12 protein-coding genes are annotated in these 18,365 nt (G+C 72.8%); 6 read left to right on the forward strand and 6 right to left on the reverse strand.

The genetic code is table 11. The annotated features are described in order from the left end of the window. Window positions 1–8: 8 nt before the first annotated feature. From IPL40_09015 to IPL40_09030, 4 genes are all read right to left on the reverse strand, one after another. On the reverse strand, window positions 9–1,661 hold the full coding sequence (locus IPL40_09015; GenBank protein MBK8481301.1) for a TolC family protein: 1,653 nt from the start codon (window positions 1,659–1,661) through the stop codon (window positions 9–11). Window positions 1,662–1,804: 143 nt separating this feature from the next. Then, window positions 1,805–2,266: a hypothetical protein gene (locus IPL40_09020; GenBank protein MBK8481302.1), complete on the reverse strand. Its 462-nt coding sequence runs from the start codon at window positions 2,264–2,266 to the stop codon at window positions 1,805–1,807. Window positions 2,267–2,601: 335 nt separating this feature from the next. Beyond that, window positions 2,602–3,102, reverse strand: coding sequence for a hypothetical protein (locus tag IPL40_09025; GenBank protein ID MBK8481303.1), 501 nt, complete (start codon window positions 3,100–3,102; stop codon window positions 2,602–2,604). Between the two features lie 566 nt (window positions 3,103–3,668). Beyond that, entirely contained in the window at window positions 3,669–4,535 is an 867-nt protein-coding gene (locus tag IPL40_09030) for a hypothetical protein (protein ID MBK8481304.1), read from the reverse strand. A gap of 247 nt (window positions 4,536–4,782) precedes the next feature. On the opposite strand from IPL40_09030, the gene IPL40_09035 reads away from it, so the two are divergent. The 5 genes from IPL40_09035 (at window position 4,783) to IPL40_09055 (ending at window position 10,016) form a co-directional block, all read left to right on the forward strand. Further along, window positions 4,783–6,144: a TolC family protein gene (locus IPL40_09035; GenBank protein MBK8481305.1), complete on the forward strand. Its 1,362-nt coding sequence runs from the start codon at window positions 4,783–4,785 to the stop codon at window positions 6,142–6,144. A 30-nt stretch (window positions 6,145–6,174) separates the two neighbouring features. After that, entirely contained in the window at window positions 6,175–7,242 is a 1,068-nt protein-coding gene (locus tag IPL40_09040; GenBank protein ID MBK8481306.1) for an efflux RND transporter periplasmic adaptor subunit, read from the forward strand. Beyond that, window positions 7,239–8,192: an ABC transporter ATP-binding protein gene (locus tag IPL40_09045; protein ID MBK8481307.1), complete on the forward strand. Its 954-nt coding sequence runs from the start codon at window positions 7,239–7,241 to the stop codon at window positions 8,190–8,192. The genes IPL40_09040 and IPL40_09045 overlap by 4 nt, the downstream gene beginning before the upstream one ends. A 94-nt stretch (window positions 8,193–8,286) precedes the next feature. Continuing rightward, window positions 8,287–8,490: a DUF2892 domain-containing protein gene (locus IPL40_09050; protein MBK8481308.1), complete on the forward strand. Its 204-nt coding sequence runs from the start codon at window positions 8,287–8,289 to the stop codon at window positions 8,488–8,490. A gap of 20 nt (window positions 8,491–8,510) precedes the next feature. Continuing rightward, complete coding sequence (locus tag IPL40_09055; protein MBK8481309.1) at window positions 8,511–10,016, forward strand: carboxypeptidase M32; 1,506 nt, start codon at window positions 8,511–8,513, stop codon at window positions 10,014–10,016. On the opposite strand, the gene uvrA is transcribed toward IPL40_09055, so the two are convergent. After that, a complete protein-coding gene (gene uvrA, locus IPL40_09060; protein MBK8481310.1) occupies window positions 10,013–15,550 on the reverse strand; it encodes an excinuclease ABC subunit UvrA in 5,538 nt (1,845 codons plus the stop codon). The two genes, IPL40_09055 and uvrA, sit on opposite strands and share 4 nt — an antisense overlap. A gap of 271 nt (window positions 15,551–15,821) precedes the next feature. On the opposite strand from uvrA, the gene IPL40_09065 reads away from it, so the two are divergent. Next, the gene (locus IPL40_09065; protein MBK8481311.1) at window positions 15,822–17,282 is read left to right on the forward strand and encodes a cyclic nucleotide-binding domain-containing protein; all 1,461 of its coding nucleotides are present in this window, start codon (window positions 15,822–15,824) and stop codon (window positions 17,280–17,282) included. A 47-nt stretch (window positions 17,283–17,329) separates the two neighbouring features. Here IPL40_09065 and IPL40_09070 read toward each other — a convergent pair. Continuing rightward, window positions 17,330–18,365 (reverse strand): hypothetical protein (locus IPL40_09070; GenBank protein ID MBK8481312.1); only part of this gene is annotated, 1,036 nt, incomplete at its 5' end.

The following is an 18,365-nucleotide window of genomic DNA, read 5'->3' on the forward strand; positions in this document are numbered from 1 at the left end:
CGCCGGCGCTACTTCACGCCGAGCTGCGAGCGCAGCTCGCCCAGGGCGCGCGCGAGCTCGGCTCGCACGATCATGTAGTCCTTGGCCGCCCAGCTCGACCCGCCGATGAACTTACCGGTGAAGTTCTCGGCCCACTGCACCTCGCCGACGTCGGTGCGCCCGGCAAAGACATCCTCGAGCGCCTTGTCCTTGCGCTTGACCACCGTATCGAAGGTCTGCCGCGCGATCTCCAGCAGCCGCGCCTGTTGCTGCAGCCGCATGAAGGCGTCGCGGACCTCGAGCGCCACGCGCGACTTCAGCGCCCAGAGCTTGACGCGCAGCCGGTCGCGCTCGATCGCCACCGCTCGGAGGGTGTTGCTGCGCGTGTCGGCGGCGAGCGGCAGGTCGAAGCGCAGGCCGGCCTCGACGTAGGGCATCCGCCCGCTGAAGACCTGGCTCCAGGCGTCGCCGTAGAGCCCGCTGATATCGGGGTGCGGCAGGTTGGTCACGAGGTTGTGGCGCGCCTGCCCGCGCGTCGCCTCGCCGGTGAAGGAGGCGAGTCCGGCGTTGAGCACGAGGTCGAGCGCGGGGCGGGCGCGGTTGCCCTCCGCCGCCACCAGCAGCTCCTGCGCGCGCAGCTTCTCCCCGGCCGCGCGCACCTCCGGGCGCTTGGCGTAGGCGCGCGCGATCAGCGCCTCGAGCGAGCGGGTCTCCGGCTGCGGCTCGGGATGGTCGGTCGGGATCAGCCGCTGGTCGAGCGGCACCGAGGCGCGCTTGCCCCCATCCGTCAGGTAGATCAGCGCCAGGAGCTGGCGCTCGCCGCTGAGGATGCTGCGCACGGTGTAGGCCATGACATTGTGCTGGTTTGCCGTCAGCAGCTCGTAGGCGCGGACGATGCCCTCGGCGTTGCGCGGCCGGTTGCTGCGGGCGCGGTCGATCTGCTTCTGAAAGTAGTCCAGCCCGCCGCGCTGCAGGTTGAGCATGTCGAATTGGATGTAGAGCTCCCAGTAGGCGCGCGTCAGCTCGAGCAGCAGGTCGTCACCGACGCCTCGCGCGCTGCCGTGGGAGGCCTGATGCTCGAGCTCGGCCGCCCGCTGCGCCGCCAGCGCCGTCGGCACCCCCCAGCCGCGGAGCAGCGGTTGCGTCAGCTCGACCCCCAGGCGGTTGCGGTACTGCGGCGAGATGCTCTCGGCGTTGCGCGTGGTCCACAGCAGCTCGGACTTGGCGTTGACGCTGTAGGTCGTGCCCAGCGGGGCGACACCCCTGACACCGGCGTCGAAGGCCGGACCGGTGTTGGTGAAGCGCCCGCGCGGATCGTTGAAGGCGAAGGGCTCGCCGATGACCTCGCGCCTCATCATCGCGCCGCCGCTCAGCGTCGGCAGCCAAGCCGCGCGCGCGCTGTCCAGCAGGCGCTCGCGGTCCGTGACGTCGAGCGCCGCCTCGCGCACGCGCGGGTTGTAGCGCAGCGCGAGCTCGGCGCATTGCTTGAGCGAGAGCTTCAGCACCTGAGGCGCCGCTGGAGCGTCGCCCTTCTCTGCCTCGTCCGCTGCCGCGGCTTCAGCATGCGCCGCCGGCAGGGTAAACGGCGCGATCAGCGCGATCAGGAGGATGGCCGGCAGCGCCAGCGTACGCAGTTTCGAGCTGCTTGAAGGGCGCCGCCGTGGATCCCGTCGCGCTGGCATCATCGGAGCCTTCTTAGAGGGGCGAGGGGAGCGACGAAGGGGGCGGTCCGTCCGGCCGGGAGTTCCGTGCCCTAGGCGCTCCGGGGCCCCGCGCGCGTCCAGCGCTGCCGCTCGCAGCATGTTCTCGCGCGCCTGCGGTAACTCTATCGGCTGCCGCCCGCTGCCGCCTTCCGCTGCTGCGGTGCCGCCTGCGCTGCCTGCGCCTGCGCGATCGCCCTCAGCCCTTGCTGCACATGGTCGGTCAGCTGGTTCTCGAGGCTGGCTCCGAGGCCATGCAGGTGGGTCAGCGGCGCTAGCGCGGCCCAGCGCGTACCCAGGTCAGCCACGGAATGCACAACCGGCGCGACGTTGAGCGCCAGGTGGGCCCCGAGGAAGTCAGCAAGTCCGAGCTGCGGTTCGCGCCCCTCTCGGCCGGCCGCCACGCGCTCGGCCGCCCAGCGAAAGACCGGCGGGACCACGACCACGGCCGCTGCGACGATAGCGAAGCCGGAGGCGATACTGAGCACCGCCGAGCCGAGGCCCGCGAAGGCGGCGCCGATGTGCGTCGGAGAGAGCACGAAGGTGCCGGCAAAGACGCTCAAAGCGATGACGGCCGGAACCGCCATGATAGCCCACTCCTTGAATTCCCGACCGCGAATAGGAATAGCGGCCCGCGGGCTTCCAGAACTGCGGGCCTGGTGGTTTAGCGCCTGCTCCGACAGCGGGGTCCATTGCCGGGAGGAGAGCCGGGCTGCGGACGGCGCCGGGGCCTGGTTTGCGTCTGTCGCGTGCTGCCGGCTGGGTGCTTTTCGTGTCGCGCTTCCGCCACCGAAGGGACTGCGGGCAGAAGCCTGCCCGGCGGCAAGGCTAGCGCTGAGGAGACACGCGAGGGCGACGGCGCCAACCCCGACGCGGGCCCGCCGATGACCGAATGACTGCTTGCGCATGGGCTCGCTCCTCATCATGAGCTGGATCCGGAAGCTGTGGCCGCTGTCGGGGCGGGGCCAGCCGGCGGTGGCCCCGTCGAGCTTGGCGCCGAGGCTCTCGGGCTCGGCTGCGTCAGCGTAGCAGCAAGGCTCTTCAGGCCCCCGCTGGCGAGCGCGCTTCCCTTCGCAGCCAAGGCCTTGAGGTGCGGCAGCGTGACCTGCTTGTGCGTGGCGAGCGCGCTGCGATAGGCGTCCCACCAATCGCTCGCGCCGCCGCCCTCCGCACCAGCGCCTGCTCGGGAGGCCCTCCAGGCGTCCAGCGCGGGCGGCAGGTAGACTGCCCCGGCCACGGCGACGGCCACGCCGGCCGCCAGCTTGACCAGGGGCCAGACGGGCAGGATCTGAAAGGCCACGAGACCAACGGCCGCACCGGCGACCCACTTGAGCATCAGCGTGTGCTCGATCTGGGCGGTCGGGCGGTTGGGCTGCCTGCGGCGCTCATAGCGCGTGAGGCGCCGAAGGTGTCGCTCCGCCATTGAGGTTGAAGGCGAGGCCTTCGCCCAGGCCTTAGTCGTGGCCAAGCGGGCGGCGACACGCGGACCCCATGCGGCTCCGGGCGCAGAAGGCTTCGATCGTGAGGCCGCTGGAGCCCGCTTGAGCTGTGCACCGGCCGGCGGTGCCGGTTTCCGTCCGGCCGCCAGCGCAGGTCCGGAGGCCAGCACGATTGCGGCCGCCAGCAGATGGGTTGCGAGTCGTCTCTTCATCGCTCTCCGCCTCGCTTTCGCCCGCTCCGAGCCTCGCAGGCAGGTGCACTATGCCACGGAGGAGGCCAGGCAACCAGCGCCTCGCACAACCCGCCCGCTTGCCAGGGAAGCAAGGGGTGTACCGCGCCGCCGCGCACCGGGCGAGGCGACGAAGTGGCCTGATCCCCTCCGCTTCCCTCGGCTGCCCCGACGCGGCGCGCGTCCGGCCGGCTAGTCGGCTGGCCGATCGTTTGGGCCGCCGCCGAGCGAGGGTCCGAATATCGGAGCAGCGGGTCGCTCCGCAGCGTCTTGCCGGCGCTGCAGCCTGAGCTCAGGATCTCGCTTCGGCGATCCATCCCTCAGCTCCGGTAGCGCAGCAGGTAGGCGACCTCGCGCGCGGGGCCACCGCGCTTGGAGACCTCGAGGATCAGCGCGCCGTTATCGCTGCCGCTGCAGGGCGCGAAGGTCGGCATGTCGATCATCACGCTCTTCGACTGGCCGTTGGCCACCGTGACGGCCGGCGCGCGGTACTCTTGCTTGTCGTCGGCGCAGACGAAGCGCGCTTCCAGCTCGACCTCGACGCCCGGCGGCGCGTTCATCACCTGCAAGGAGATCAGCGGATCGAGGAAGCAGACGCCGTCCTCGACGGGGATGCGGTAGCGGTCGGGCCCGCCGTCGGCGCGCTCGGTCGGTGGCTCGGCGTGGCGGCGCGTGTCGGAGAGGATGCGGCCGCTGACGCTGCCGCCGCTGCTGTCGCAGTCGCCGATCGGCGCGAGCTGGCGCTCGGCGAGGTCGTCCTGAGCCTCGCAGCCATTGCTCGGCTCACCGTCGACATCATAGGCCGTGCCGCGACAGACGAGGCCGCAGCGATTGCCCTCGCAGATGCGCATGGTCGTGGCGTCGTCGGGGCCCGGACAGCGGTAGGCGCATTGGCCGCAGCTATCGACGGTGTCCGTGCGGCAGATGTTGAGCTCCTGCGGCGCGGGCGCGGGCGCGGGCGTCGCGGCGACGCTGGCGTCTTGGCCGAAGCCGACATTCGGATCGACGGCGTTTTCCGAGCCCGGCTCACAGGCCATCAGGCCTAGCAGCGCTGCCAGCAGCGCCAGAGCCAAGGCTCGGGCCTGGTCGCCTCCAAGCGCCCGCAGCGCAGTGACCAGCCCTTGAACGACCAGTCGTGGAGCGACGAGTCCTTGAGCTGCCGGCAGTTGAGCTACGAAGCGTCGCATGGTCCTCATCGGGCCGGAGGGCGTCGCCAGGCGCTGCGGCGCCGGATCGTGCTCTGCGGCCGTGCCCCGGTAATGCAAGCCCTGGGCCGGCCGGTAGACCGGCATAAAGCCATTTAATCTCAGCGACAGCGACGGTGACCTCGGTGGCCCGCCTGCTGGCCACGGGCTGGCGGATCCAGTCGCGCCGCGCCCAGCGGCCGCGGCGGCCGGCTTGTTCGCGCGCCTGCCCTGCCATAGAGTGCGCGCCGTGCCGTCTTTTGCCGTCAGGCGCTGGGTCGCTCCATGGCTGCTGGTCGCCCTCGGCCTGGGCCCCGCCAGCGCCGCGCCCGGCGGCCAGCCGCTGACGCTCGAGCGAGCCGTCGCGCTGGCCCTCGCGCGGGCGCCCGAGCTGAGGGCCGCGGCGCTGGCCCGCGCGGAGGCCGAGGCGCGCCTGGCGCAGACGCGGGCGACGGCGTGGCCGCGCGCCGTGGCCGAGGCGAGCTACTCGCCGCATTGGCCGATCAACGAGATCCGCCTGCCGGCGACGGCCGCCGGTCCGACCTTGACCCCTCGCGCGGTCGACGATGTCCATCGCTATCAGCTCAACCTGACGATCAGCGAGCGGCTCCTCGATCTCAGCCGCGGTGGCCGTGAGGCGGCGGCGGCCGAGGGCGTGAGCCAGAGCGCGGCGGCAGGCGAGCTGGCGGCGGCCCGGCTCGCCTTCGCCGTGCGTGTGGCCTTTCTTGGCGCGCTCTTCGCGCGCGACGTCTGCCGCATCGCCGACGAATCGTTGGCGCAGGCACGGCGCGAGGCCGAGCGCGCCGCGCTGCGGCTGAGCGCGGGCGCGGGCACGCAGGTGGGGCTGGCGCAGGCGCGCGTACGCGTGGCCGAGCTGCTGGCCGAGCGACGCCGCGCCGAGGTGCAGCAGGTGCAGCAGCAGCGCACCCTGGCCAACTTGCTGGGCCTGGCCACCGCCCCACCGCTGGCGGGCGCGCTGGAGCAGTGGTCGGGGGTGCGCGTGGCGGTGCGGGGCGCGGCGCCGCCCCGCGAGGCCCCGCCACCGGTGCGGCAGCTTCGCGCGGCCCAGCGCGCCGCGGCCCACCTGGCGCGGAGCCAGGCGCGCACCTTCTTGCCCACGCTCAGCCTCGCCGCGAGCGCCGGCCTACGCTACCCACGGGCCTTGGCGCTCGAGTTCGGGCCCGTGCTCGAGGGCGCGCTGGTCCTGAGCTGGGAGGCCTTCGACAGCGGCTTGCGGCGGGCGCGCGTGCGCGAGGGTGAGCAGCAGGCGGCGCGCCTCGGCGCTCAGGCGGAGGCCACCGCCGAGGCGCTGGCGCGCGAGCTGATCGACGTCGAGGCGCGCGCGGCGAGCGCCGCGGCGGACCTCAGCTCGGCGCGCGAGATCCTGCGACAGAACGAGGTCTACCTCCGCGTGGCGCGCGCCGCGGTCGAGGTCGGCAGCGGCACCGACCTCGATGTCCACCAGGCGCAGCTCGCGCTCGATCGCAGCCGAATCGCGATCCAGCGCGCGCGCTTCGAGGCGGCCCTGGCCGAGGCGCAGCGCCTCTTGGTCTGGGGCCGGGTGCGGCTCCCCGCCGCCGCTGAGACTCCTGAGGCTCGCCTCGAGCCATGAAACGCAGCCAGCCATGAAACGCGTCAAATCATGAAACGCATGCTCGTAATCTTCGCCCTGCTGGTGATCGGGCTCAGCCTCGGCTTCGCGATCAAGCTGCGCGCGCAGCGCCGCGCGGCGCTGGCGCCGGTGGGCAGCAGCGCCGTGATCGAGGGCACGGAGGCCGATGTGGTGGCGCGCCTCGCCGCGCGGATCGCCGACATCGCCGTCGTCGAGGGCGAGAGTGTTCGTGCCGGGCAGCGCCTGGTCCGGCTCGATTGCCGGGAGCAGCAGGCCAGCCTGCAGGCGGCGCAGGCGCAGCTCGCGGCCGCCGATGGCCAGGCCGCGGCAGCGCAGGCCGAGGTCGTGGGGGCGCTGGCGACCTCGCAGGCCGCTCGGGCCAGCGCCAGCGCCAGCGGCGCGCAGTCGCGGGCGCTCAGCGCCAGCCGCGCCGAGAGCACGCGCCAGGCCGCGCGCATCGGTCAGCTCCAGGGGGAGGGTGGCGCTACGGTGATGGAGCTCGACCGGATCAGCACGCGTGTCACCGAATTGGACGAGCAGCTCGGCGCCCTGCAGGCGCAACAGCAGGCGGCGCGCGGTCAGGCGGCGGCGGCGGCGGCGCGCGCACAGGCCGTGCGCAAGCGGGCCGAGGCGGCGCTGGCCGCGGTGGGCGCGGCGCGGGCGAATGTCCAGCGCGCCCAGACCTTGGTCGAGGAATGCGAGCTGCGCGCGCCGATCGACGGGCTGGTGCAGACGCGCGCCTTCGAGCCCGGAGAGCTGGCGCTGCCCGGCAGTCGGATCTTGACGATCGTGCGCCTCGATCCCGTCGAGGCGGTGTTCTTCGTGCCCAACCGCGAGCTCGCGGCCGCGGTCGCCGGCAAGCGCGTGACCGTGCGCGCCGATGCGTATCCAGGGCAGGCCTTCGCCGGCAGGATTCGTCGCGTCGCCGCGCAGGCCGAGTTCACGCCGCGCAACGTGCAGACGCGCGAGGATCGCGATCGGCTGGTCTACGCGGTGACCGCCGAGCTGCCCAACCCCGGTCAGCGCCTGCGGCCTGGGATGCCCGTCGAGGTGACGATCGATGGCACGCAGGGCGGTGGTGGCGGGCGCGGGCCTTGAGCGAAACCGCGACCGGGGCCCCCGTCCTGCAGGCGGAGGGGCTCGTGCGGCGCTTCGGCGCGGTGACGGCGCTCGACTGTCTCTCGTTGACGGTCGAGGCCGGCGAGCTCTTCGGCCTGGTGGGGCCCGACGGCGCGGGCAAGACCACGGCGATGCGGATCTTCGCCGGCATGATCGGCAGCGACGAGGGCCGCGTGCGCGTGCTCGATCAGGCGCCGACCAGCCGCGACCAGGCGCTGCGGCGCGCCATCGGCTACATGCCGCAGCAATACAGTCTCTACGGCGATCTGAGCGTCGACGAGAACCTGCGCTTCTTCGCGCGGATGTTCTGTCTCTCTCGCGCGGACTTCCGCGCGCGTCGCGAGCGTTTGCTCGCGCTGACGCGCCTCGAGCGCTTCGCCACGCGCCGCGCGGAGCAGCTCTCGGGGGGGATGTACAAGAAGCTGGCCCTCGCCTGCGCGCTGCTGCCGGAGCCGCGGCTGCTCCTGCTCGACGAGCCGACGAACGGCGTCGACCCGGTCAGTCGTCGCGAGCTCTGGGCGCTGCTCTTCGAGCTGACGGCGCAGGGCATCGCGGTCTTGGTCACCACGCCCTATATGGACGAGGCGGCGCGCTGCCACCGCGTCGCGCTGATCGACCAGGGGCGCACCTTGCTGCTCGGGCGCCCCGAGGCGTTGCTGGCAGCCTTCGCCGAGCCGGTCTACGAGCTGGACGCCGCGGACGATGTGGCAGGGCTAGAGGGCTGGGTCGCGGCGCTGCCGCAGGTCTGTGCCGTCTCCGTGGCCGGTGGCCGACTGCGCGTGGTCTTGAGCACGGCCGACGACGCGGCGGTGCTCAAGGCCTTCCGCGCCCGCGGGTTGAGCGCGCGTCGCGTCGCGCCGGACTTCGAGGATCTCTTCCTGGCGCAGACCGCCAGCTCCGGCTCCAAGCCGCCCTCCGATCGGCTATAGTGCGCGCCACGTCGAGACGACCCCGCCGAGGGGCTCGGGGCGTTTAGCAATCACGTCCTAGGCCGCGCTGCGCGTGCCTGGAGGGAGGTCGAAGATGGCCGTCGATCGCATCGTGTTAGCCGTGGCTGGTAGCTTCATTCTGGCGAGCGTGGCCTTGTCGCAGCTCCATAGCCTGCATTGGCTCTGGTTCACGGGCTTCGTCGGCGCCAATATGCTCCAGGCGTCGTTCACCGGCTTCTGCCCGATGGCCAAGATCCTCAAGGCGCTGGGCGCGCGCCCAGGCGCGGCCTTCGAGTAGGCGCGGGCGAGGACCCTGCCATGAAGGCCTACCCCAAGCTCGAGGCGCACTTCGGTCGCATCGGTCGCCTGGCGGCGGTCGAGGGGCTGCTGCACTGGGACACCGAGACCATGCTGCCGCCCGGCGCGGCAGCCGATCGCGGCGAGCAGCTCGCCGCGCTGCGCACCGTGTTGCATGAGCTCGAGACGGCGCCGCAGCTCCCCGAGCTGCTCGATCGCGCGGCCGACGAGGCCCTCGATGATTGGCAGCGCGCCAACCTCCACGAGATGCGTCGGCGCGTGCGGCACCAACAGGGCGTGCCGGCGCCGCTGGTCGCCGCGCTGGCCCGTGCGGGCACCGAATGCGTCGTCGCCTGGCGTGAGGCACGCGCGCGCGACGACTTCGCCGCGCTGCTGCCGCGCTTCGAGCGCGTGGTGGCGCTGGTGCGTGAGCGCGCCACGGCCAAGGGCGAGCTGCTGCGGATGGCCCCCTACGACGCGCTGCTCGACGAGTACGAGCCCGGGCTGCACGCTGTCCTGGTCGACGAGGTCTTCGACGCGCTGGCCAGCTTCCTGCCACAGCTGATCGCGTCAGTGATCGAGCGCCAGGCAGCGCAGCCGGCGCCCATGCCCTGGCCGGTCAGCTTTCCGATCGAGCGCCAGCGCGTGTTGGCGGAGCGCGTGATGACGGCGCTCGGCTTCGACAGCCAGCGCGGACGGCTCGATCGCAGCGCGCATCCCTTCTGCGGCGGCAGCGGCGGCGACGACGTGCGGATCACCGCCCGCTGGCGTGAGGATAGCTTCGTCGAGGGACTGCAGGCGGTCGCCCACGAGACGGGTCATGCGCTCTACGAGCAGGGGTTGCCGGCGGCCTGGCGCTTTCAGCCGGTGGGGCAGGCCCGCGGCATGATGCTGCACGAGAGCCAGTCGCTGCTGGTCGAAATGCAGGCCTGTCGTAGTCGGCCCTTCTTGAGCTGGCTGGCCCCGCAGCTCGGCGCGCTCTTTGGCGCTGGGCCCGCGGGCGTCGGTGGCGCCAGCCCCTGGTCTGTCGACAACCTCGAGCGCGTCTATCGGCGCGTCGCGCGCAGCCTGATTCGGGTCGATGCCGACGAGGTCACCTATCCGGCGCATGTGATCCTGCGCTACCGCCTCGAGCGCGCGCTGCTCAGCGGCGCCCTGCCGCCGCGCGCGCTGCCGGCCGCCTGGCGCGACGGGATGCAGGAGCTGGTCGGCGTCGCGCCACCCGACGATCGGCAGGGCTGCCTGCAGGACATCCACTGGATGGATGGCACCTTCGGCTACTTCCCGACCTACACGCTGGGCGCGATCGCCGCCGCGCAGCTGCACGAGGCGGCGATGCTCGCCGAGCCTGGGCTGCCTGCGGCCATCGCCGTGGGCGACTTCCAGCCGCTGCTCGATTGGCTGCGAGCCAACGTCCATGCGCACGCCTCGCGTCTCAGTGGTGAGGCGCTCTTGCAGGCGGCGACGGGCCGCGGCCTCGAGGTCGGCTGCTTCCGCACCCATCTCGAGCGCCGCTATCTCGGCTAGCACTGCGGGCCGCCAGCGCTCGTGGCTTCGCCGAGGTGCGCGCGCAGGTAGGCCGCGGTCGGCGCGTCGGGGTGATCGAGCAGGCCGTCGCGCGGACCCTGATAGAGCACGGTGCCGCCGGCTGCGCCGCCGCCCGGGCCCAGGTCGATGATCCAATCGGCGCTGGCGATCACGTCGAGGTTGTGCTCGATCACCACCACGCTGTCACCGCGCGCCACCAGCCGCTGCAACACCAGCAGCAGCTTGCGCAGGTCCTCGAGGTGGAGCCCCGTCGACGGCTCATCCAGCAGGTAGATCGCCTGGCGGCTGCCCTCCTTTTGCAGCTCCTCGACCAGCTTGATCCGCTGGGCCTCGCCACCGCTCAAGCTATGACTCGGCTGCCCGAGCGGCAGATAGTCGAGGCCCACGTCACAGAGCAGCGCCAGGCCGCGGCGCAGCCTGGGCAAGGCGCTGAACACCTCCACGGCCTGGGCGGCGGTCAGCGCGAGCACCTCGGCGATCGAGAGGCCCCGGTAGCGCACCTGCAGCGTCTCGCTGCTGTAGCGTCGGCCGCCGCAGTCCTCACAGCCAACGCTGACGTCAGGCAGAAAGCTCATCTCGTGGCGGACCTGACCCTGACCACGACAGCGCTCGCAGCGCCCGCCACGCACGTTGAAGCTGAAGTGGCCGGGTCGGTAGCCGCGCGCGCGCGCCTCGGGCAGGCCGGCGAAGAGGCGCCTGATCTCGTCGTGCAGCCCGACGTAGGTCGCGGGTGTGCTCGCTGGCGTGCGCCCGATCGGGCTCTGATCGATCTCGCGCACCATATGCACCAGCGCGGCGCCCTCGAGCGCGCCGCTCAAGGGCGGCCCTCCGGCGTGAACGCGACGCAGCCCCGTCGCGAGCACATCGCGCACCAGGCTGCTCTTGCCGCTGCCGCTGACGCCCGTGACCACCGTCAATCGGCCGAGCGGCACGGTGACATCGACGCCCTGCAGGTTGTGATGGCGCACCCCGCTCAGCTCGAGGCGCGGCGTTTGCGGCGTCACCGCGCGCCCCTCGTAGACCGCACGCGCGCGCCCGCCCAGCCGTAGGCTGCGCGCCGTCAGCGAGTCGGACTTGGCGAGCACCGCCGCGCCAGGGCCCGCGGCCATCAGTCGCCCCCCTGCGCGCCCGCCGCCGGGTCCCAGCTCGATCAGGTGATCCGCTCGGCGAATCGTCTCTTCGTCATGCTCCACGACCACGACGCTGTTGCCCCGCACGACGAGCTGCCGCAGCGTCTTGAGCAGGCGCGCCGTATCGATCGGATGCAGCCCGATCGTCGGCTCATCGAGCACGTAGAGCACCCCGCGCAGCTCGGCGCTGAGCTGCGCGGCGAGGCGCACGCGCTGGGCCTCCCCGCCGCTCAGCGTCGGCGCACCGCGGTCGAGCGTTAGGTAATCGAGCCCGACCTCGAGCAAGAAGGCGCAGCGTGCGTCGAGCTCGCGCAGCGCGGCCGTCGCGATCGTGCGCTCGCGCGGGCTGAGCGCCAGGCCGGCAAGGAACGCCCGCAGCTCGCCCGCCGTCGACGCCGTGGCCTCGGCAATCGAGCGCTCGCCCAGTCGCACGGCCAGCGCCGCCGGTTGCAGGCGCGTCCCGGCACAAGCGCGGCACCTTGCCTCCGCGCGCCCGCCGGCTGCACGATCCGCAGGCCGGCTCCTGCCTCGCGCCGCCTTGGTGCCCCGCGCCGGCTGCTCTGGTGCGCTCCCCGTGCCGTGGCAGTGCGGGCAGGCCCCGACGCCGCCGGAGAAGCTGAAGAGGCGCGGATCGGGTGCCTCGTAGCCCAGCCCACACTGGCCGCAGCTCCGCTCCAGGCTGTAGGTGCGTGGCGAGGGCTCGCGCGTGACCTCGCTCTCCTCGGCGGTCCTCGGCAGCACGGCCACCGTGCCGCCGCTCAGCGCGAGCGCCTGCCCGATCGCCTCGCGCAGCGCGCTCGAGGCGCGCGCGCCGACCTCGAACTCCCCGAGCACGTAGTCGAGGTCATGCGCACGAAAGCGCGCCAGGCGTGGCCGGGGCTCGAGGGCGACCACGACCCCGTCAACGCGAATTCGCTCCTGTCCGAGCGCGACGGCCCGCTGCAGCACCTCCTCGTGGAGGCCCTTGCGGCCGCGGATCATCGGCGCCAGCAGCAGCACTGCGCTCCCGGCGTGCGCGGCGACGAGCTGGTCCTCGAGGTCGGCCGCCTGCAGCCCGCTGACGCGCGCGCCACAGCGGTGGCAATGCTGCACGCCGATGCGAGCCCAGAGCAGGCGCAGGTAGTGATAGATCTCCGTCACCGTGGCGACGGTGCTCTGAGGCCCGCCGCGCGCGGTGCGCTGGCTGATCGCCACCGTCGGCGGCACGCCGAGCAGCTCGTCGAGATTCGGCCGGCCGAGCTGGGCGACGTATTGCCGCGCGTAGGGGCTCAGGCAGTCGACGAAGCGGCGCTGCCCCTCGGCGAAAAGCACGTCGAAGGCCAGGCTGCTCTTGCCGCTGCCGCTGGGGCCGGTGATCACCACCAGCGCGTCGCGCGGCAGGCGCAGGTCGAGGTTGGCGAGGTTATGTACGCGCGCGCCGCGAAGCACGATGTCCTCGGGCGCGAGCGGCTGCTGCGGCGCCGGCTGCGACTCACCCGGCTGCGACTCACCCGGCTGCGACTCACCCGGCTGCGACTCACCCGGCTGCGATCGGTCGCGGGGTGGCGAGCGCAGGGCGGCGGGCGCCGCTAGCCTTGCCTCTGCGGCCAGGTAGCGCCCGGTGTGGCTGCCAGGCGTGGCGGCGAGGTCCGCGGGACTTCCTGCAGCGACGAGCCTGCCGCCTGCCGCGCCGCCCTCGGGGCCGAGGTCGATCACCCAATCAGCGGCGGCGATTACGTCCAGGTGGTGTTCGATCACCACCACCGTGTTGCCGAGCGCGACCAGCGCGTGGAGGTTGTCGATCAACCGCGCCACGTCACTGACGTGGAGGCCCGTCGTCGGCTCGTCGAGCAGGAAGAGCGTATTCTGGCTGCGGTGCAGCGCCAGGTGCGCGGCTAGCTTGAGCCGCTGGCTCTCGCCGCCGCTCAGCGTGTTGAGCGGCTGTCCGAGCCCCAGGTAACCGAGCCCGACCGTGCTGAGCGCGCTCAGCCGCGCGGCAACCGCTGGCGTCTCGGCGAAGCAGAGCACGGCCTCGTCGACCGTCAGCGCCAGCACCTCGTGGATCGAGCGGCCGTCGAGCGTGACGGCGAGCACCTCCTCCTGGAAGCGCCGCCCACCGCACTTCTCGCACTGCACGAAGCAATCGGCGAGAAACTGCATCTCAATGCGCTCGAAGCCGTTCCCCTCGCAGGCCGGGCAGCGCCCGCCCGCCACGTTGAAGCTGAAGCTCGCCGCGCTCAGCCCCCGCGCCCGGGCCGCGGGCAGCGCGGCGAAGCGCTGGCGGATCGCGTCGTAGGCCTTGACGTAGGTCGCTGGGTTCGAGCGAGGCGTCGTGCCCACGGGCCCTTGATCGATCAGCACCACGTCGTTCAGGGCCGCGCCGCCTTCGATCGCGGCGCAGCGTCCCGGCAGCTCGGTCGGTCGACCGCGCTGGCGCAGCAGTCCACGGTAGAGCACCGTCTCGACCAGCGTCGACTTCCCCGAGCCGCTAACCCCGCTGACGACGGTCAGCGCGTTGAGCGGAAGCCTGACGTCGAGACCGGCGAGGTTGTGCTCACGGGCGTCGCGCACCACCAGGGCGGGCGAGGCTTGAAGCTGCGCGGGGTCGAGCTGGCGCCTGGGTGGCGGGCGCTGAGCCGCAGGCGCGTCGCGCGCGGAATACGCGGGATAGAGGTGCCGTGCCGTGGCCGAGACGGCGCGGGCCGCGGCCAGCGCGCCGGGCGGGCCGGCGAACACGACCTGGCCGCCGGCGGCGCCGGGGCCGGGGCCGAGGTCGATCACATGATCCGCGCTGCGGATGATCGCCGGGTCATGCTCGACGATCACGATCGTGTTGCGGTTGGCGCGCAGCCGCTCGAGGATCGCCAGCAGGCGGGCGTTGTCGCGCGCGTGCAGGCCGACCGAGGGCTCGTCCAGCACGTAGAGCGTGTTGACCAAGGCGCTGCCGATCGCGGTCGTCAGGTTGACGCGCTGCACCTCGCCGCCGCTGAGGGTGCGCGATTGCCGATCGAGCGTCAGGTAGCCCACGCCGACCTCACAGAGGTAGCGCAGCCGCGCCCGGATCTCGCGCAGCACCGGCGCCGCCAGCGCCTGCTGCTCGGGCGATAGCGCGACTTGATCGCAGAAGCGGGCGGCCTGCTCGAGGCTCAGCGCATAGACCTCCGGCAGCGTGCGCGCGCCGAGGCGAAAGAGGCGCGCATAGGGTCGCAGGCGCGTCCGGTCGCAGCTCGGGCAAGGATGATAGGCGCGGTAGCGCGAGAGCAGGACGCGCACGTGCATCTTGTAGGTGCGTCGCTCGAGCCAGCGGAACCAGCCGCGCAGCCCGGCCCAGCGCTGGCTGCGGTCGCCCTCGATGACATAGGCGCGCTGCTGCGCGGGCAGCGCCTCCCAGGGCTGATCGAGCGGGATGGCCTGCCGCGCGCAGGCGCGGCGCAGCTCGCGGCGCTCGCGCGTCGTGCTCGCCGTCGACCAGGGCCGGATCGCCCCCGCGGCCAACGAGAGCCGCGGATCAGGAATCGCGAGCTCGAGGTCGAGGCCGACGATGGCGCCGAAGCCGTTGCAGTCGGGGCAGGCCCCGAGCGGGGAGTTGTAGGAGAAATGATTGGGGAGCGGCTCCGGGTAGCTCAGGTCGCAGGCCGCGCAGTGTCTTCCGCGGCTGAAGCGCAGCGCCGCGCCTCCGCCCGCGGCGTCGAGCAGCCGCACGCTGGCGCGCCCGCGTCCGCGGTCGAGCGCGTCTCGCAGGCCCTCAGCGAGCCGTGTGCGCTGCGCCTCGTCCAGCCGCAGGCGGTCGGTCACGACCTCGATCGCCTCTCCCTTGAGCTGGCGGGCCAGGCGCGGCTCCGAGGCCGCGTCCTGCTCGAGCGCGGCGTCGCCGATCCAGAGCCGATGAAAGCCCTCGCTCCGCAACCAGCTCAGCGCGACCGCCGTCGCCTTGATCGTGCGACAGGGCGGCAGCGCGAAGGTGAGCGCCGCGCGCTTTCCGGCGTGCTCCGCCAGCAAGCGGGCGGCGAGCTGCGGTGCCTCGTCGCTGCGGACGGGCTCGCCGCAGCCGCTGCAATGCAGCACGGCGGCGTGGGCCCACAGCAGCTTGAAGAAGTCCGCCAGCTCGGTGACCGTGCCGACGGTCGAACGCGACGATTTGATCGCGTTCTTCTGATCGACGGCCACGGCTGGAAGCACGCCCTCGATGCGCTCGACCGCGGGCCGGTCCATCCGGTCCATGAACTGTCGCGCGAAGGGGCTGAAGCTCTCCACGTAGCGCCGCTGCCCCTCGGCATAGAGCGTGTCGAAGGCGAGCGAGGATTTTCCAGAGCCGCTGACGCCGGTGACGGCGGTGATCGCGCCGAGGGGGAAGGCGACGTCGATGTTGCGCAAATTGTGCTGACGCGCGCCGATCACGTGAATCGCCTCGGCGCGCGCTGCCGATGCCCGCCCGGCCGATGCCGGTCCCGCCTTGGTTGCGGGGGCGTTCGAGGGCTTGCGGGTTGGGGCGTGTTTGGGCGCGGCCACGGCGATGGCTACCTGCTCAGAGGCTGCGAGTCTGGCATGCGCGCGCCAGCGCGGCACGCGCGAAAGCCCAATGGTCGATTGGCGCTCCTGCGAAGGCGATGCGATACAATCACTGGACCGGCGGAACCCTTTGGTCGCGGCGGCCCGACGGCGCGGGCGACCCGGTGTGGCTTCGCGTTTCCTTGCCGGCGGTCAGGAGGCGGCAGCGATGGGTGGTGGGCACGGCGCGGTCGAGTTCGAGTTTGTTGACGGCAAGGGCTTTGTGCTCACGCCGCAAGCGGTGCCGGTGATCCTCAAGCACCTGGCTCAGGGCGAGACGGCGGCGGCGGCCGACCTCTATGCCCAAAGCGGTGAGGACCTCGCGCCCGCCCTGATGGCGGAGGCGAAGATCGCCGGCTCGACCACGCGTCAGGCGATGGCCGAGATGTTCGCCCTCGCGCGCGACTTCAGCCGCGCCAGCGAGCTCTTTCAGGCGCTCGGCAACCGCGAGCGCGCGGCCGAGCTGGCCGAGAAGAGCTACGACACGAGCAAGGCGGCGCGGCTCTTTCGCTCGGCCGGCCACTCCGAGCGCGCTGCCGTGCTCTTCGAGCGCGGCGGGGAGTTTGCCCGCGCCGCGGCCGCCTACCTCGAGCTCAGGCAGCCGGAGGCCGCGGCCCGCTGCCTCGAGCAAGCAGGGCGTAGCGTCGAGGCGGCGCAGCTCTGGATCAGCCTCAAGCAGCCGGCCCACGCGATCGAGGTGCTGCAGAAGCTGCCGCCGACGCATCAGGAGGCGGTGCGAGCGACGCTCCTGCTCGGCGAGCTCCTTGCCGCGACGCCGCAGCGGCAGCAGGCGCTCCGCCACTACGTCGCGCTGGCCAACGCGCGCCCCTGTGGTCAGGACACCGCCGAGGTCTACTACCGCCTCGGGCGGGAGCTCCTCGCGCTGGGGATGCGGGACACGGCGCGCCAGGTGCTCGAGCGGCTGGTGGCGACCCGACTGCGCTATCGTGACGCTGAAGCGCTCCTGGCGGCCTGTTCTGACGCCCCCGCGGCGCCCCCGGCCAAGCCTATCGCAGCGCGCCCGCCGCCGCTCTCGCCGGCTGCCGTCGCCGTCGCGGCGCGCCCGCCCGGGCAACCGCCCTCGCTGCCCTCGCCGACCCTCGATTTTCCGATCGTCGTCGATTCCGAGGCCTCGATGGTCAGTCCCCTGCGTCGCGGCCTGACCCACCTCGGCCGGCTCGACCTGTTTCAGGACCTCACGCTCGAGGACACGCGCGCGCTCTATGAGCTGTCTCAGGAGCAGCACTTCGCCGACGGACAGGTGATCATCGAGCAGGGCCAGCCGGGGCGAGCGCTGCATATCATCACCAGCGGCCAGGTCGCCGTGGTCCGCGTCCAGGGCGACGGGAGAAGCGTCCACCTCGCGGCCCTGGCAGAGGGCGCGTGCGTCGGCGAGATGGCGCTGATCGACCACGGGCCGACGTCGGCCAACGTGGTGGCCAAGGGCGCGACGACGACCCTGGCCGTGACGCGCCAGCGCTTCGATCAGTTCATCCAGACCAACGACCGCGCGGCGCTGCGCATCTACCGCGCCTTCGTCAAGCTGCTGGCCCATCGCCTGCGCGACGTCAACGAGCGCCAGCGCTAGCCGTCCGTTGATCGATTGCGGTTCAACGGGCTGCTAAGGGCGCGCCCTCAGCGCGGCGGTGTGGCTGTGGCGGCCAGCGACGCCAGGACCGGGTCCGCGAAAAGGGCGGCCAGCGGCGCGGAGGGCAGGCCGACGGCTGCCGTCCGCGCGAGCAGGGTGCGCCGGCGGCGATCCAGCGCCCCGGCGAGGCTCGGACTCCTCGCGTCGTCGAACTCGCTGCGATAGGGCTCCACGCAGCTGAGCAGCAGCGTCGCCTCGACCGCGCGTGCTGCGTCCGAACGCGCCTCCCAGAGCTCGGCAAGCCAGAGGCGCAACGCCTCGGGCAGGTGGCCACGCGGGTCGGTGCCGCCGAGCAGTCGCTCGAGCGACGAAGGTGGCGCGCCCTTGGCCGCGGCGCGCTCGCCGGGGAGGCTGGCGACGGTCCAGACGCGCCCGTGCTTCCCGAGCTCGCGTCCGGCGAGCTGCTCCTGGGTCACCGCCAGGGCCGCGCGCAGCGGCGACCCGTCCTGTGCGTCCTGTGCATCCTCTGCGTCCTGCGCGCGCGCGAGCGCCGCGCCGACGAACGCGCGCAGGGCGAGCAGGGCGGCGTCCTTAGGGTGCGCCGGCGTGAAGACCGAGATATGGGTCGCGCGACCATCGGGGCCGTCGAGCAGCGTCGTCGAGCGTCCGACCCCTGGCGCGTCGGCCTCCGGATAACCCCGGCCCACGCGGAGATCCCAGCTCAGCCGGCCGTCAAGGCTGGCCACGAGCGTGGCCGCGCCGCCCGTAAGCCGGACCTGGACCGTCGCGCGCTCAGGCTGGTCACGCGCCACCGTCGGAGAGTGCGCCCCGTGGGCTCGCAGCACCTCGTCGAGCCGGCGGGCGAGGGGCTGCGCCGCGTAGCGCTCGGCGAGGGCCGCCGCCGGGGCCTTGTCGACGCCGGCGCTGAGCAATAGCCGCGTGACCGTGTGGGGCAGCGCGAAGCGCGTCCGTCCGCTGCGATCGCCGGCCTCGGCGGGGCGTGGCAGGGCAGTCGTGGCCGATGCCAGCGCGACCCCTGCGAGCAGGGACAGCCTCGACCGCTGGGACAGCCCGGACTGGGCG

The sequence above is a fragment of the Pseudomonadota bacterium genome (assembly GCA_016711215.1).
GTDB lineage: Bacteria > Myxococcota_A > Polyangia.